This window comes from Streptomyces sp. NBC_00162, from assembly GCF_024611995.1.
GTDB lineage: Bacteria > Actinomycetota > Actinomycetes > Streptomycetales > Streptomycetaceae > Streptomyces.
Genome location: NZ_CP102509.1, coordinates 6,405,819 through 6,421,221, shown reverse-complemented (window position 1 = coordinate 6,421,221; position 15,403 = coordinate 6,405,819). Strand labels below are relative to the sequence as shown.

13 protein-coding genes are annotated in these 15,403 nt (G+C 73.6%); 6 read left to right on the top strand and 7 right to left on the bottom strand.

Annotated elements, in window-relative coordinates; all coding sequences use genetic code 11:
• The first annotated feature begins 19 nt into the window (after nt 1-19).
• The 3 genes from JIW86_RS29750 to JIW86_RS29740 are packed head-to-tail and all read left to right on the top strand — an operon-like array spanning nt 20 to nt 4,187.
• Nucleotides 20-2,134 (top strand): putative cobaltochelatase, encoded by a 2,115-nt coding sequence (locus tag JIW86_RS29750; protein WP_257556886.1) that lies wholly within the window; start codon nt 20-22, stop codon nt 2,132-2,134.
• Nucleotides 2,134-2,733: a cob(I)yrinic acid a,c-diamide adenosyltransferase gene (gene cobO / locus JIW86_RS29745; RefSeq protein ID WP_215139878.1), complete on the top strand. Its 600-nt coding sequence runs from the start codon at nt 2,134-2,136 to the stop codon at nt 2,731-2,733. The genes JIW86_RS29750 and cobO overlap by 1 nt, the downstream gene beginning before the upstream one ends.
• Before the next feature lie 17 nt (nt 2,734-2,750).
• Entirely contained in the window at nt 2,751-4,187 is a 1,437-nt protein-coding gene (locus JIW86_RS29740) for a cobyrinate a,c-diamide synthase (protein WP_257556885.1), read from the top strand.
• An 11-nt stretch (nt 4,188-4,198) separates the two neighbouring features.
• On the opposite strand, the gene JIW86_RS29735 is transcribed toward JIW86_RS29740, so the two are convergent.
• Nucleotides 4,199-4,924 (bottom strand): ZIP family metal transporter, encoded by a 726-nt coding sequence (locus tag JIW86_RS29735; RefSeq protein WP_257556882.1) that lies wholly within the window; start codon nt 4,922-4,924, stop codon nt 4,199-4,201.
• A gap of 127 nt (nt 4,925-5,051) precedes the next feature.
• Between JIW86_RS29735 and cobC the strand changes: the two genes are divergently transcribed.
• Both cobC and JIW86_RS29725 read left to right on the top strand, forming a co-directional pair.
• Complete coding sequence (gene cobC, locus JIW86_RS29730) at nt 5,052-6,476, top strand: Rv2231c family pyridoxal phosphate-dependent protein CobC (RefSeq protein WP_416237615.1); 1,425 nt, start codon at nt 5,052-5,054, stop codon at nt 6,474-6,476.
• A gap of 91 nt (nt 6,477-6,567) precedes the next feature.
• Nucleotides 6,568-7,803, top strand: a complete 1,236-nt coding sequence (locus tag JIW86_RS29725) for a CapA family protein (RefSeq protein ID WP_257556881.1) — start codon at nt 6,568-6,570, stop codon at nt 7,801-7,803.
• A gap of 99 nt (nt 7,804-7,902) precedes the next feature.
• Here JIW86_RS29725 and JIW86_RS29720 read toward each other — a convergent pair whose 3' ends face one another.
• Both JIW86_RS29720 and JIW86_RS29715 read right to left on the bottom strand, forming a co-directional pair.
• Complete coding sequence (locus JIW86_RS29720) at nt 7,903-8,826, bottom strand: SCO1860 family LAETG-anchored protein (RefSeq protein WP_257556880.1); 924 nt, start codon at nt 8,824-8,826, stop codon at nt 7,903-7,905.
• Between the two features lie 281 nt (nt 8,827-9,107).
• The gene (locus JIW86_RS29715) at nt 9,108-10,235 is read right to left on the bottom strand and encodes an amidohydrolase family protein (protein WP_257556879.1); all 1,128 of its coding nucleotides are present in this window, start codon (nt 10,233-10,235) and stop codon (nt 9,108-9,110) included.
• 64 nt (nt 10,236-10,299) lie between these two features.
• Between JIW86_RS29715 and JIW86_RS29710 the strand changes: the two genes are divergently transcribed.
• Entirely contained in the window at nt 10,300-11,382 is a 1,083-nt protein-coding gene (locus JIW86_RS29710; protein ID WP_257556878.1) for an aminotransferase class V-fold PLP-dependent enzyme, read from the top strand.
• Between the two features lie 28 nt (nt 11,383-11,410).
• Here JIW86_RS29710 and JIW86_RS29705 read toward each other — a convergent pair whose 3' ends face one another.
• From JIW86_RS29705 to JIW86_RS29690, 4 genes are all read right to left on the bottom strand, one after another.
• Nucleotides 11,411-12,466, bottom strand: coding sequence for an aminotransferase class V-fold PLP-dependent enzyme (locus JIW86_RS29705; protein WP_257556877.1), 1,056 nt, complete (start codon nt 12,464-12,466; stop codon nt 11,411-11,413).
• 69 nt (nt 12,467-12,535) lie between these two features.
• Nucleotides 12,536-13,243 (bottom strand): DsbA family oxidoreductase, encoded by a 708-nt coding sequence (locus JIW86_RS29700; RefSeq protein ID WP_257556876.1) that lies wholly within the window; start codon nt 13,241-13,243, stop codon nt 12,536-12,538.
• Between the two features lie 64 nt (nt 13,244-13,307).
• Nucleotides 13,308-13,829: a GNAT family N-acetyltransferase gene (locus JIW86_RS29695; protein ID WP_257556875.1), complete on the bottom strand. Its 522-nt coding sequence runs from the start codon at nt 13,827-13,829 to the stop codon at nt 13,308-13,310.
• Nucleotides 13,830-13,907: 78 nt separating this feature from the next.
• On the bottom strand, nt 13,908-15,356 hold the full coding sequence (locus JIW86_RS29690) for a peptidoglycan D,D-transpeptidase FtsI family protein (RefSeq protein WP_257556874.1): 1,449 nt from the start codon (nt 15,354-15,356) through the stop codon (nt 13,908-13,910).
• Between the last annotated feature and the right edge of the window lie 47 nt (nt 15,357-15,403).

The following is a 15,403-nucleotide window of genomic DNA, read 5'->3' as shown; positions in this document are numbered from 1 at the left end:
TCGAAGGAGTGAGCAACGCATGAGCACGCCCTATCCGTTCACCGCAGTGGTCGGTCAGACCGACCTGCGGCTGGCGCTCCTGCTCAACGCCGTGAGCCCGGCGGTCGGTGGTGTGCTGGTGCGCGGTGAGAAGGGGACCGCCAAGTCCACCGCCGTGCGCGCGCTGTCGGCGCTGCTGCCGCAGGTGGACGTGGTCCCCGGATGCCGGTTCTCGTGCGCGCCGGCCGCGCCCGACCCGGCCTGCCCGGACGGCCCGCACGAGCCGGGCCCAGGCGCCGCCCGGCCCGCCCGCATGGTGGAGCTGCCCGTCGGGGCCTCCGAGGACCGCCTCGTCGGGGCCCTCGACATCGAACGGGCCCTGGCGGAAGGCGTGAAGGCCTTTGAACCCGGCCTGCTCGCCGACGCGCACCGCGGGATCCTGTACGTCGACGAGGTCAACCTGCTCCACGACCACCTCATCGACCTGCTGCTGGACGCCGCCGCGATGGGGGCCTCGTACGTCGAGCGCGAGGGAGTCTCCGTCCGGCACGCCGCACGGTTCCTGCTCGTCGGCACCATGAACCCCGAGGAGGGCGAGCTGCGCCCGCAGCTCCTGGACCGCTTCGGGCTCACCGTCGAGGTCGCCGCCTCCCGCGAGCCCGCCCAGCGCGTCGAGGTCGTGCGCCGCAGGCTCGCCTACGAGGACGACCCCGCCGGTTTCGCGACCCGCTGGGCCGATGACGAACACGAGGTCCGCGCCCGGGTGGTGGCGGCGCGGGCGCTGCTCCCGCAGGTCCGGCTCGGGGACACCGCGCTGCTCCGGATCGCCGCGACCTGCGCGGGCTTCGAGGTCGACGGCATGCGGGCGGACATCGTGATGGCCCGGACCGCGACCGCGCTGGCCGCCTGGGCCGGGCGGACCGAGGTGCTGAAGGAGGACGTACGGCAGGCCGCGCTGCTGGCGCTCCCCCACCGGCGGCGGCGCAACCCCTTCGACGCGCCGGGCCTGGACGAGGACAAGCTGGACGAGATCCTGGACCGGTTCGAGGACGAGGAGCCGGAGCCCGAACCGGAGCCGGAGCCGGAGGGACCGGACGACAGCGGCCCGGACGACGACGGCGGCGGCCCCGACGGGGGCGGCGGGGTGCCCCCGCAAGGCAACGGTCCGCAGACCTCCGACGCCCCGCCGGAACCGGAGTCGGAATCGGAGTCCACCGAGAGCGCCCCCGCGGACGCCCCCGAGGCCCCTCAGCCCTCCTCCCAGGGAGCCGGCGGGCCCGAGCAGGCCGCCGTACGGGCCGCGGAGCCGTTCCGGACCAAGATGCTGAGCGTGCCCGGCCTCGGCGAGGGCGCTGCCGGGCGGCGTTCGCGTGCCCGTACGGCCCACGGCCGGACCACCGGCGCCCAGCGCCCCCGCGGCCAGCTCACGAAGCTGCACCTGGCGGCCACCGTGCACGCGGCCGCACCGCACCAGAAGGCGCGCGGCCGCGACGGGCGCGGCCTGGTGATCCGCAAGGACGATCTGCGCCAGGCGACGCGGGAGGGCCGCGAGGGCAACCTCGTCCTCTTCGTCGTCGACGCCTCGGGCTCGATGGCCGCCCGGCAGCGCATGAGCGCGGTCAAGGGCGCCGTGCTGTCGCTGCTCCTGGACGCCTACCAGCGCCGGGACAAGGTCGGCCTGATCACCTTCCGCGGGGCCACGGCCGAACTGGCGCTGCCGCCCACCTCCTCGGTGGACGCGGCCGCGGCCCGGCTGGAGAAGCTGCCGACCGGTGGCCGCACCCCGCTGGCCGCCGGGCTGCTGAAGGCCCACGAGGTGCTGCGGATCGAGCGGCTCAGGGACCCCTCGCGCCGGCCCCTGCTCGTCGTCGTCACCGACGGACGGGCCACCTCGGCCGGCGCCGTCGGCGGCGACCCGCGCGAGCTGTCGGGGCGCAGCGCCCGGCTGCTCCAGGCCGCGGGCGTGGCGTCCGTGGTCGTGGACTGCGAGACGGGGCCGGTCCGGCTGGGGCTGGCCGGGGTACTGGCCACGGATCTGGGCGGGCCCGCCGTCACCCTCGACGGGCTGCGGGCCGACTCGCTGGCCGGGCTCGTGAAGAACGTACGTACCGCAGTGACATCTTCCGCATCCGACAGCACCAGGAGGGCCGCGTAATGCCGCAGGGACAGCCGAACGTCGTTCCGGACGACGGACTCACGACGCGCCAGCGCCGCAACCGCCCGCTCGTCTTCGTCCACACCGGGCCCGGCAAGGGCAAGTCCACGGCGGCCTTCGGGCTGGCGCTGCGCGCCTGGAACCAGGGCTGGCCGATCGGGGTGTTCCAGTTCGTCAAGTCGGCGAAGTGGAAGGTCGGCGAGGAGAACGCGCTCAAGGTGCTCGGCGCATCCGGCGAGGGCGGCTCCGTCGTCTGGCACAAGATGGGCGAGGGCTGGTCCTGGGTCCAGCGGGACGCGCAGCTCGACAACGAGCAGGCGGCCAAGGAGGGCTGGGAGCAGGTCAAGCGGGATCTGGCGGCCGAGACGCACAAGCTGTACGTGCTCGACGAGTTCGCGTACCCGATGCACTGGGGCTGGATCGACGTCGACGAGGTCATCGAGGTGCTGCGCAACCGTCCGGGCACCCAGCACGTGGTGATCACCGGGCGCAACGCGCCGGAGAAGCTGCTGGAGTTCGCGGATCTCGTCACCGAGATGACCAAGGTCAAGCACCCGATGGACGCCGGCCAGAAGGGCCAGAAGGGCATCGAGTGGTGACCGCGTACCGGTTCAACGTGCCTCGTCTGGTAATCGCCGCGCCGTCGTCCGGCAGCGGCAAGACCACCGTCGCCACGGGCCTGATGGCCGCCTTCTCGGAGCGCGGCCTCGCCGTGTCCCCGCACAAGGCGGGGCCGGACTACATCGACCCCGGTTACCACGCGCTGGCCACCGGCCGGCCGGGACGCAACCTCGACGCCTTCATGTGCGGGCCGGAGCTGGTCGCTCCGCTGTTCGCGCACGGGGCGGCCGGGTGTGACCTCGCGGTGGTGGAGGGCGTGATGGGCCTCTACGACGGTGCGGCGGGGCGGGGTGAGCTGGCGTCCACGGCGCAGGTCGCGAAGCTGCTGCGGGCGCCGGTGGTGCTGGTGGTCGACGCCTCTTCGCAGTCGCGGTCGGTGGCGGCGCTGGTGCACGGCTTCGCGTCCTTCGACCCGCAGGTGCGGCTGGGGGGCGTGATCCTGAACAAGGTCGGCTCCGACCGGCACGAGGTGATGCTGCGGGAGGCGCTGGAGGAGGCGGGCATGCCGGTGCTCGGCGTGCTGCGGCGGGCTCCGCAGGTCGCCGCGCCCTCGCGGCACCTGGGTCTGGTGCCGGTCGCCGAGCGGCGTGCCGATGCGCTGGCCGCCGTGGCTGCCCTGGCCGACCAGGTCCGGGCCGGCTGCGACCTGGACGCCCTGATGGCATTGGCCCGCACGGCCCCGGCCTTGGCCTGCGAGCCGTGGTCGGCGGAAGGTGCCCTGACGGGCACTCGGGGCTCCGCCCCGAACCCCGCGCCTCAAACGCCGGCGGGGCTGGAATCGCCCTACGGGCAATCCGGCCCGCCGGACGCGCGGACCCCCGGCCGGCGGCCGGTGGTCGCAGTCGCGGGCGGGGCCGCGTTCACGTTCTCGTACGCCGAGCACGCGGAGCTGCTCACGGCGGCAGGGGCGGACGTCGTCACCTTCGACCCGCTCAGGGACGAGGCGCTGCCCGAGGGGACCACCGGCCTGGTGATCGGCGGCGGCTTCCCCGAGGTGTACGCGCCCGAGCTGTCGGCCAACGAACCGCTGCGCGCGGCCGTCGCCGCCTTCGCCGCGGCGGGCGGCCCGGTGGCCGCCGAGTGCGCCGGGCTGCTCTACCTCGCACGGTCCCTGGACGGGAAGCCCATGTGCGGGGTGCTCGACGCCGATGCGCGGATGTCGGAGCGCCTCACGCTGGGCTACCGCGAGGCGGTGGCGGTGTCCGACAGTGCGCTCGCACCGGCCGGTACCCGGCTGCGCGGGCACGAGTTCCACCGCACGGTGATCGAGCCGGGCGCCGGGGCCACCGCGGCTTGGGGGTTCACCCACCCGGAACGCCGCGTCGAGGGCTTCGTACAGCAGGGCGTGCACGCCAGCTACCTGCACACGCACTGGGCGGCGGCGCCCTCCGTCGCCGGGCGCTTCGCGCAGGCCGCGGCAGCGCACCGGTGACTCCGCCGGGATCAGTCCGCGATCCCCACCACGAGCCAGATCCCGGCCACCCCGCCCACCGTGCACATCAGCGTGGACAGGGCGGGGTGTTCGTGGTGCGCCTCGGGCAGGATCTCGGCGGCCGCCAGGTACAGCAGTACTCCTCCGAAGAAGCCGAGGTACGCGCCGAGCGGTTCCTCCGGAAGGGTGAACAGCAGAGTGGACGCCGCGCCCACGACGGGGGCGGCGGCGTCCGCGAAGAGCATCATCACGGCCTTGCGGCGGTCGTTCCCGTAGAGGCTGGTGAGCGTGTACGTGTTGAACCCGTCGGCGAAGTCGTGGGTGATGACGGCCAGCGCCACGGCCACCCCCATCCCCCCGCCGACCTGGAACGCGGCGCCCAGGGCCACCCCGTCGGCGAGGCTGTGACCGACCATCGCGGCCGCCGCGGTGAGCCCGACCTGCGGGGCCCGGGCACCGTCCTCGGCTCCGTGCGCGGCCTGGCGTACGGCGAGCAGCCGTTCCACGACGTGCGCGACCAGGAACCCGGCCACGAAGAGCAGCAGGGCGAGCGGGACGCCGAAGATCTCTCGGCCCGCCGCGTGCAGGGCCTCCGGGAGCAGGTCGAGGCCGACGACGCCGAGCATCAGCCCGCCTGCCAGGCCCAGCACGAGGTGGCGGCGGTCGGTGACGCGCTGCGCCGTCCATCCGCCCGCCAGGGTCATCAGGAACGCGCACAGTGCGACGATCACGGCCATGTGCCCCTGAATACCGATTCGCGGGCCCGCGTGCACTTCCGCGCCCGGGTGGCGGGCGGCGGACTGTTGACGACCGGCCGGCGACGGCGATCGTGACGGTGACGATGACTACGGAGGGAGGACCCCGGTGGGCGAGTACGTGACGCAGCTGGTGGTCGGTGTCGGCGGACGCGCGGGGGTTTCCGTGGCGGAGGTCTGCGCCCTGGTCGAGGAGACGCTGCGGGGGGCCGGGCTGGCCCCGGGGGCGGTGACGGCGCTGGCCACGGTGGACTCGAAGGCGGCCGAGGCGGGGCTAGCGGGCGCGGCGAAACGTTTCGGCGTGCCCCTCATCGGCTACCCCGCCGAACAGCTGGCCGCGATCACCGTGCCGCATCCGTCGGAGGCCGCGCGCACCGCCGCCGGAACCTCCTCGGTGGCGGAGGCCGCGGCGCTCGCGGGCGGTGGTGAACTCCTCGTGCCGAAGCGGCGGTCGGTGGCCGCGACCTGCGCGGTGGCCACGGCGCACGCGCACGATCTGCGCCACCACGGCGACGCGGAGGTGATCGACGCGGGCGCCGACCTGGTGGACCTCGCGGTCAACGTACGGGCGCACACGCCCCCGGAGTGGCTCAAGCAGCGGATCGCCGCCTCCCTCGGGGGTCTCTCCGCGTACCCGGACGGCCGGACCGCCCGCGCCGCGGTGGCGGACCGGCACGGGCTGCCGGTCGAGCGGGTTCTGTTGACGGCCGGGGCCGCCGAGGCCTTCGTGCTGATCGCCCGGGCCCTGGACGCCGTACGCCCGGTCGTGGTGCATCCGCAGTTCACCGAGCCGGAGGCGGCCCTGCGGGACGCGGGCCACCGGGTGGAACGGGTGGTGCTGCGGGCGGCGGACGGGTTCCGGCTGGACCCGGCGGCGGTGCCCGAGGACGCGGACCTGGTGGTGGTCGGCAACCCGACCAACCCGACGTCGGTCCTGCACCCGGCGGCCGCGCTGGCGGCGCTGGCCCGGCCGGGCCGGATCCTGGTGGTGGACGAGGCGTTCATGGACGCGGTCCCCGGCGAACGGGAGGCCCTGGCCGGCCGGATGGACCTGCCGGGGCTGGTGGTGCTGCGGAGCCTGACGAAGACGTGGGGTCTGGCGGGGCTGCGGATCGGCTACGTGCTGGCCGAGCCGGAGGTGATCGCGAAGCTGGCGGCGGCGCAGCCGCTGTGGCCGGTGTCCACCCCGGCGCTGGTGGCGGCCGAGGCCTGTGTGGCTCCGGCGGCGCTGGCCGAGGCGGAGGAGGCCGCGCGGCGGATCGCGGTGGACCGGGCCCATCTGCTCGCCGGGCTTGAGGAGTTCGACGAGGTCACGGTGGTGGAGGCGGCGCAGGGGCCGTTCGTCCTGATCCAGGTGGCGGGCGGCGCGGAGGTGCGCACCCGGCTGCGCGCGCTGGGCTTCGCCGTCCGCCGGGGGGACACCTTCCCGGGTCTGGACGGTTCCTGGCTCCGGCTGGCGGTCCGCGACCGGGCGACGACGGGCCGGCTGCTCCAGGCCCTGGACCACGCGCTGGCCCTCGCGGACAGCAGCTGACCGGCACTCAGCCGGACGGCTGCCTACGATGTCCACGGGGGCGGGGGTCGGCGATGATCCCCGCAGGGCTGTGTGACATCGGGGGTTGGGAATGAAGGCATCCGCAAAGATGGGCGCGACCGTGGCCGGTGTGGCCGTCATAGCCTGCGGGATCCTCGCCATGCCGCGGCTGCTGGAGAGCGGCGGCGAGCCGGCGGCCCCGGAGCAGCGGCTCCAGGGCAAGCCCGCCTCGACGGCGAGCGCCACACCTGCCGCTCCGGCCGCCCCCGCCGGGCAGCCCTTCACCCTGGTGGCGACCGGCGACATCATCCCGTACCCGTCGATCGTCCAGCGGTCGGCGGACGACGCCGGCCAGGCCGGCGAGTACGACTTCCGGAAGATACTCGCCGGGGTCAAACCCCTGGTCTCCGCCGCCGGCCTGGCGATATGCCATCACGAGATACCGTACGGGCGCCCCGGCGGCGCCTACACCGGATACCCGCTCTTCAAGGCCCCGCACCAGCTGGCCGACGCCTTGAAGGACGCCGGGTACGACAGTTGTTCCACCGCCTCGAACCACACCCTGGACGACGGTTACGAAGGCCTCGCGCGCACGCTCGAGCACCTCGACCGGGTCGGCATCGCGCACGTCGGCTCCGCCCGCAGCGCGGAGGAGGCCAAGGCCCCGGCCCTGATGTCGGCCGGCGGCGCGAAGGTCGCCCAGCTGGACTACACGTACGGCACCAACGGCATACCCCTCCCCGAGGGCAAGCCGTGGGCCGTCAACCTGATCGGCAAGGACCGGATCCTGGCCGATGCCCGCGCCGCCCGGGCCGGCGGTGCGAACGTGGTGGTCCTCAGCGTCCACTGGGGCACCGAGTGGCAGACCGCGCCCGATGAGCAGCAGCGCGAGCTGGCGGAGGCGCTGACCGCCTCCCGCGGGACCGACGGGCTCCCCGACATCGATCTGATCATCGGCACGCACAACCACGTGCCGCAGCCCTACGAGAAGATCAACGGCACCTGGGTGGTCTTCGGCATGGGTGACCAGGTCGCCAGCTTCGTGCCGGCCGACAAGCTGCGCGGGAACCAGTCGTCGGTCCCCCGGTTCACCTTCGCCCCGGCGGCGGCCCACGCGGGCCGCTGGGAGGTGGTGAAGGCCGAGTTCCTGACGCAGTACTCGGACATGGGGCCGCCGTTCCGCGTCGTCTGCGCCTCCTGCGCGGCATCCGACACCACGCTCCCCGCCGCCAAGCGGGGCGAGTACGTCCGGATCGATCAGCAGGTCAGCGAGGCCGTGCTGTCCCGCGGCGCGGGCGGACAGGGCCTGGAGCACGCCACCCGGTGAGCCGGCGGCCCGCCGCCCGCCGAGCGCGCCACCCGCTGAGCACTCCCCTCCGTGTGCTCCTCGGGTGGCGCGCGGCCCGCGGCCCGGCCCCTGGCCGCGCTACGAGGTCCGGCCCCGCCGGGTCACCAGGAGCGCGCCCCCGCCGATCGCGAGCAGGACCAGCGCACCGCCCGCGACGTACGGGGTCAGCGAACCGCCGCCGGTCTCCGCCAGGTTGGCGTCGGTGGTGATGGCGGACCCGGCGCCGGAGCCGGTGCCCGTCCCGGTCTGGGGCTTGACGTCCGGCTTCGAGGACGGGGCGGGATCCGGGGCCGTCGGGGACTCGCAGTGCGCCTCGGCGAGCACGACCTCGCCCTCCACCTCGGCCACGTTCAGCTTCAGCGGGTTCACCGACACCTTCAGCCGGAGCGCGGCCGCGGCGGCGGTCGTGGAGGTGGTCTGCGTACCGGACAGTTCCAGGCTGACCAGGCCCACGCCCGGAACCTCGATCTTGGTGGGGCCGCCCGCCGTCAGGGTGACCTTCTTGCCGAGCGCGGTCACCGTGCCGAGGACGTTGGAGGTGGCCACCGGCTGCTTGCCCGCCTCGCACACGGCCTTGGAGGTGACCTTCTCGACCTCGATGAGCGAGAGCGCCGGCAGGCCGGGCACGTGCACCCGGGCCTTGGCGAGGTTGACCTCCGCCTCGGCCCGGGTCTTGTCGGCGGTCGCCTTGGAGGTGGCCACGTCGGCGCGGAGCACGCTGACCGGTGTACCGCCCTCGACGCCGTCGAGGGTGACCGTCAGCGCCGTCTTCTCGGCCGTCGCGGGGGCGTTGACCTCGTTGAGGGTCGTCTTCAGCGGGATGTGCACGGTCTTGTTGAGCAGGCCCACGTCCAGTCCGGTGCGCAGGACGACGGCGCCGGCCTTGCCCTCGCCCCCGGCTCCGCCGCCTCCCGTGGCTAAGGCGGGCGGAGCGGTGAGCAGGGCTACCGCTCCCGTGGCGAGCAGGACGGCCGCGGGCATGCGGAAGGTGTTGCTGTTCAAGGTGGTGGAACCCCCAGGGAGATGGGTGCCGTCGCGCCGCCAATGGGGGACATCGCGCGCCGACGGCCTCGTCCCGGGAATCTTTACCTACTGTGAGTGAACGGGCAGCCACCTGATGTGAGTTCACCCCAAAGGGTGGTTTCCACGCATACATTCGATTGGCTGCGCCTCAGGAGGAACGCAAGTTCTCTCCTTTCACAGTCATCCGGCCCCTGCGGGCATCCCTAACGACCGCCGGGCCATCGATGTCACGCGGCGTCAACACCGCGCCAACACCCCGCTCAGGCCCGGACCTTGCCGTTCACCACGACCCGCAGCGGCTGCGCGAGCGCCCGTACGTCGGCCCGCGGGTCGGCGGCGTAGACCACGAGGTCCGCGGGCGCCCCCTCGGTCAGCCCCGGCCTGCCGAGCCACTCGCGCGCAGCCCAGGCCGTCGCCGAGAGGGCGTCCAGCGCCGGGATCCCGGCCTTCACCAGCTCCTCGACCTCCGCCGCGACCAGGCCGTGCGGCAGGGAACCCCCCGCGTCGGTGCCGACGTACACCGCGATGCCCGCGTCGTAGGCGGCGCGGACGGTGTCGTAGCGCCGCTCGTGGAGCCGCCGCATGTGCGCCGACCAGCGCGGGAACTTCGCCTCGCCGCCCGCAGCCATCTTCGGGAACGTCGCGATGTTCACGAGGGTCGGGACGATCGCGACCCCCCGCTCCGCGAACAGCGGGATGGTGTCCTCGGTGAGGCCGGTGGCGTGTTCGATGCAGTCGATGCCCGCCTCGACCAGGTCGCGCAGCGAGTCCTCGGCGAAGCAGTGGGCCGTGACCCGGGCGCCCAGCCGGTGCGCCTCGGCAATGGCCGCCTCCACCTCGGCGCGCGGCCAGCAGGCCGTCAGGTCCCCGGCCTCGCGGTCGATCCAGTCGCCCACCAGCTTCACCCAGCCGTCGCCGCGCACCGCCTCGCGGCCTACGTAGGCGACGAGGTCGGCGGGCTCGATCTCGTGGGCGTAGTTGCGGATGTAGCGGCGGGTGCGCGCGATGTGCCGGCCCGCCCGGATGATCTTCGGCAGGTCCTCGCGGTCGTCGATCCAGCGGGTGTCGGAGGGGGATCCGGCATCGCGGATGAGGAGGGTCCCGGCGTCGCGGTCGGTCAGGGCCTGGCGCTCGGCGGTCTCGGCGTCGACCGGGCCGTGGCTGTCCAGCCCCACGTGGCAGTGCGCGTCGACCAGCCCGGGCAGCGCCCAGCCGGACACCGTGGTGATCTCCCGGGCGGCGCGCGGGCGCTCGTACGAGATCCGGCCCCCGACCACCCAGAGCTCGTCGCGGACCTCGTCGGGCCCGACCAGGACCCGCCCCTTCACGTGCAGCACGTCGCTCACGCCGCCCACGTCGTCCGCGCCGCCCACGCTCACATCGCTCATGTCGGCACTGTACGTGCGTGCTCGATACGCTCTTCCGGTAACCCCGGACGAAGAGAGCACCACCGTGACGCACCCCCTGCTGGACCTCCCGCCGCTCACCGCCGAGCGCTTCGCGTCGATCGAGCGGGGGGTCGCGGACCTCCTCTCCACCCGGCAGGACGTGGTGATCACCCAGGGGGAGGCGCTGCTGCCGCTGGAGGGGTGCATCCGGTCGGGCGCGCGTCCCGGGTCGACGGCACTGAACGTGGTCACCGGGCCGTACGGGACCACCTTCGGCAACTGGCTGCGCGACTGCGGTGCGACGGTGGTGGACCTGGAGGTCCCGTTCGACACGGCGGTGACGGCCGGCCAGGTGGCGCGGACGCTGGCCGAGCGCCCGGAGATCGACTTCGTCTCGCTGGTCCACGCGGAGGCGGCGACCGGCAACACGAACCCGGTCGCGGAGATCGGTGAGGCCGTACGGGCGCACGGGGCGCTGTTCATGCTGGACGCGGTGGCTTCGGTGGGCGCGGAGCCGCTGCTGCCGGACGCGTGGGGCGTGGACCTGTGCGTGATCGGCGCGCAGAAGGCGATGGGCGGCCCGGCGGGCGTGTCCGCGGTGTCGGTGTCGGAGCGCGCGTGGGCCCGGTTCGCGGAGAACCCGGCGGCCCCGCGCCGCTCCTACCTGTCGCTGCTGGACTGGAAGGAGCGCTGGATCGACGCCGGGCGCAAGGCACTGCCGCACGCCCCGGCGCAGCTGGAGATGCTGGCGCTGGAGGCCTGCCTCGCCCGGATCGCCGACGAGGGGCTGTCCTCGGTGGCGGCCCGCCACGCGGCCGCCGCGGCGGCGACCCGCGCGGGTGCGGCGGAGCTCGGGGTGGCCCCGTACGTGGGCCGGGCCGCTGAGGCCGCCCCGGTGGCAACCACCCTGCGGGTCGCGGACGCCTCGCTGGTGGTGGCCAAGGCGCTGGCCGCGGACGCGGCGGTTCCGCTGGCCGCGGGCGGCGGCGCGCTGGCGCGGGAGATGGTCCGGGTCAACCACTACGGGACCGCGGCCTCGCTGCCCGTGGTCGAGGCCGCGCTGACGGCCCTCGCGGCAGCCCTGGGGGCCGAGCCCGCGGCGGCTGTCGCCGCGGCGGGGTCGGCCTGGGCCGCGACGCTCGGCTGACCGGGGTCGGGTCGGGTTCGCGACCGGCTCAGGACAGGAGGTCCAGCAGCCGGTCGACGTCCGCCTCGGTGCTGTAGAGGTGGAATGAGGCCCGCAGGGCGCCCGCGCGGGCGGCGGTGGCGATGCCGGCCGCCTGCAGGGCGGGCTGCCGGCCGGCGAGGCCGGGCACCGCGACGATGGCGGCTCCGCCGGGCACGGGCTCGTGGCCGAGGCGGGCGAGGCCGGCCCGGTAGCGGGCGGCCAGGGCCGTGTTGTGGGCGTGGACGGTCTCGATGCCGATCCGCTCCAGCAGGGCCAGCGAGGGCTCGGCCGCGTGGTAGGCGAGGAATGCGGGGGACTCGTCGAACCGCCGGGCTCCGTGGGCCAGTTCCGGCATGGGCCCGTAAGTGGCCTCCCACATGGACTCGGCCGCCACCCACCCGGCGTGCAGCGGGGTCAGGGTGTGCTGGGCCTCCTCCGACACGGTCAGGTACGAGGCGCCGCGGGTGCCGAGCAGCCACTTGTAGCCGGCCGTGACCGTGTACTCGTACGGCGAGGCGTCGAAGGGCAGCCAGCCCGCCGCCTGGGTCGCGTCCACCAACATGCGGGCGCCGTGCGCGGTGGTGGCGGCGCGCACCGCGGCCAGGTCGGCCGCCCGCCCGTCGGCGGACTGTACGACGCTCAGCGCGACCAGCGCGGTCTCCGGGCCGACGGCTTCGGCGATCGATTCCAGCGGTGCGAAGCGCACCTTGAGGTCGCCGCGCACCACGAAGGGGTTGATGACGGACGCGAACTCGCCCTCCGGGCAGAGGACTTCGGCCCCGGCCGGAAGGGCCGCGGCGATCAGGCCGACGTGGGTGGCCACGGCCGAGCCGACGGCCACCCGTTCGGCGTCGACCCCGACCAGCCGGGCGAAGGCGGCCCGGACCCGGTTCACCCGGTCGAAGTCGCCGAATCCGCTGGGGATCCCGGCGCCCGCCGAGTCGGCCAGTTCATGCACGGCCGCGACGGCGGAACGCGGGAGGACCCCGCAGGTGGCGGTGTTGAGGTAGACGGTGGAATGGGCGAACTCGGCGCGGACCGCTTCGGTGAGGGGAAGATCCATGGGTCCACTCTGCGCCGCGAGCGACCCAAAGTCCATTGCCTATTTATGCAGGCCATCCTCAAGGAATGCTTATACCTGCGGGACGGCGCACGCCCCGTCGGGCTCGCACGCCTCGGCCCCCGCCGCCGGCTCCTCGACCTCGCGCCCGGCCCACGCCTGCTCCAGCGCGCGGGTGAACACCTCGGCCGGCTGCCCGCCGGAGATCCCGTACCGGCGGTCGAGGACGAAGAACGGCACGGCGTTCGCGCCCAGTTCGGCGGCCTCGCGCTCGTCGGCGCGGACCTCGGCGGCGTAGGCGGAATCGTCGGCGAGCACGGCGCGCGCCTCGGCCTCGTCCAGCCCGGCCTCCACGGCGAGCGCGACCAGCACCTCGGGGTCGAAGACGGACCGCGCCTCACCGAAGTTGGCCAGGTAGGCGAGGTCGAGCAGCTCCTCCTGACGGCCGCGGGCGGCGGCCAGGTGCAGCAGGCGGTGGATGTCGAAGGTGTTCCCGTGGTCGCGCCCGTCGGTGCGGTACGTCAGCCCCTCGGCGCGGGCACTGGCCGCGACGTGCTCCTCCATGGCGCGCGCCTCTTCGAGGGTGCGGCCGTACTTCTTGGCGAGCATCTCCAGGACGGGCGCGGTGACTCCCTTGGCGCCGTTCGGGTCGAGCTCGAAGGACCGGAAGACGACCTCCACCTCGTCGCGGTGCGCGAACTCGGCCAGCCCCTTGGTGAACCGGGCCTTGCCGATGTAGCACCACGGGCAGGCGATGTCGCTCCAGATCTCGACGCGCATGTTCCTTCTTCTCTCCGGGTCCGGTGAACAAACAGTTCTTGGTTCAACGACCCGGGGGTGCGTCTCATTCCCCGGACAGTGACTCCCCGGACGGTGACTCTCCTGACCGCCTCGGCACCGCGAGCCAGAGGGTGAGGTGGGAGCCGGAGGGGGCGGAGTGCGGCTCCGGGAGCCAGCCGTGGGTGGCGTAGAAGGCCTGGGCGCGCAGGTTGTGCGCGTACACCTCCAGGCGGACCCGCTCGATTCCGGCGCGGCGCCAGGCGTCGAGGCAGGCCGCGTGCAGGGCCGCGCCGGTACCGCGGCGCCAGTGGACCGGGTCGACGTGCAGCTGGGTGAGGGTGGTTTCGCCGTCCGTGGTGCGGAAGGCGGCGACGCCGGTCACCTCGCCGTCCTGCTCGGCGCACAGGACCCCGCCCTCGGCGGCGGGGCGCGCGACTGCCCGGGACCACGCCTCGCGGGCGTGGGCGACGTGCAGCTCGCCCGCGTAGGTCTCCTCGGGGACCCGTCCCCGGTAGTAGGTGGCCCGGGCTCTGGTGTGGAGGGCGGTTATGGCGTCGAGGTCTGCGGGTCGCGCGGTCCTGATCATGGGAAGGGAAACGCGCCGGGAACCGTGTCGGTTCCCGGCGCGTTCGCCGTGCGTCGTATCCGGCCGCCGGCCGCGTGGCTACTTCTTGAGCCACGCCTCCATCATCTTCTGGGCAATGGGGGCGGCCAGCTTGCCGCCTCCGATCTCGGACCGGTCGGTGTCGGAGTTCTCGATCACGACGGCGACGGCGATCTGCTTGCCGTTCAGCTTCCCGTACGAGGTGAACCAGGCGAGCGGGTTGAGGCTGTTGTTGACGCCGCGCTGGGCGGTACCGGTCTTGCCGCCCACCTCGGCGCCCGCCACCTGGGCCGGCTTGCCACCGCCCTCGGTGGCAACGGTCCGCATGGCGTCCTGGATCATCGACGCGGTCTTCGCGCTCATGACCTGCTGGGACTTCGGGTCCTTGAAGCTCTCCAGCACGTCGCCGCCGGAGTCGGTGACCTCGGAGACCATGTGCGGGGCGACGAGCTTGCCGCCGTTCTCGATCGCGGCCGTGACCATCGCCATCTGGAGCGGGGTGGCCTGGACGTCGAACTGGCCGATGCCCGTCTGCGCGACCTGGTCGATCGACATCTTCTTCGAGGGGTACTTGCTCGGCGGGTTGGTGCGGACCGGGGTGTCGATCTGCGCGTTGAAGCCGAGCTTCTCGGCCGTGGCGCGCATCTTGTCCTGGCCGAGCTTGGACGCCAGCTCAGCGAAGACGTTGTTGCAGGACAGCCGCAGGGCGGTGCGCACCGAAACGTTGTTGCAGGCCGCCGAGCCCGCCTCGCTGGGCAGCGCGGTGCGGGTGCCGGGGATCGTGTACGGGTCGGGGATGCCGGTCTGCTGGTCGAGGTTGGTGACCAGGCCGTTCTCGATCGCCGCGGCGAGGGTGACCAGCTTGAAGGTGGAGCCGGGTGCCTGCGGCTTGCGCAGGGCCACGTTCTCCATGGCCTTGCCGTTGTCGGCGGACAGTTCCTCCCAGGCCGCCGTGTCGTTGGCGCCCGCGATCCGGCCGGGGTCGAAGGAGGGGTTGTTGACGACGGCGAGGATCTCGCCGGTCGCGGGGTCGATGGCCACGGCGGCGCCCTGCTTGCCCTGAAGCGCGTCGTAGGCGGCCTTCTGCACGTTCTTGTCGATGGTGGTCAGCACGTTGCCCGGGGAGGCCCGCTTGTTGGTGAGCATGTCCATCATCGTCTTCAGCCGGCTGTCGGAGCCGTTGAGGATGTTCTTGTAGACGCCCTCCAGCATGCTCGTGCCGAAGGCCTGGGAGCTGAATCCGGTGATCGGCGCGTACAGCGGGCCGTCGACGTAGGTCCGCTTGTACCCGAAGTCCTTGCCGCCCGTCTTCGTCGAGCCCGTGATCGCCTCCCCGCCCACGATGATGTTGCCCAGCGGGTTCTCGTACTGCCCGATGAGGTTGCGCCGGTTGTGCTTGTCGTCTGCGAGGGCCTGGCCTTGGTATGCCTGCACCCAGGTGACGCGGACCAGCAGGGCCAGCACCAGAAGCAGACAGAAGACCGACGCACGCCTGATCGTCTTGTTCATCCCCCAGAAGGACGCACCAACGACCCCAGCCGTTCCGCTCTGCCCCG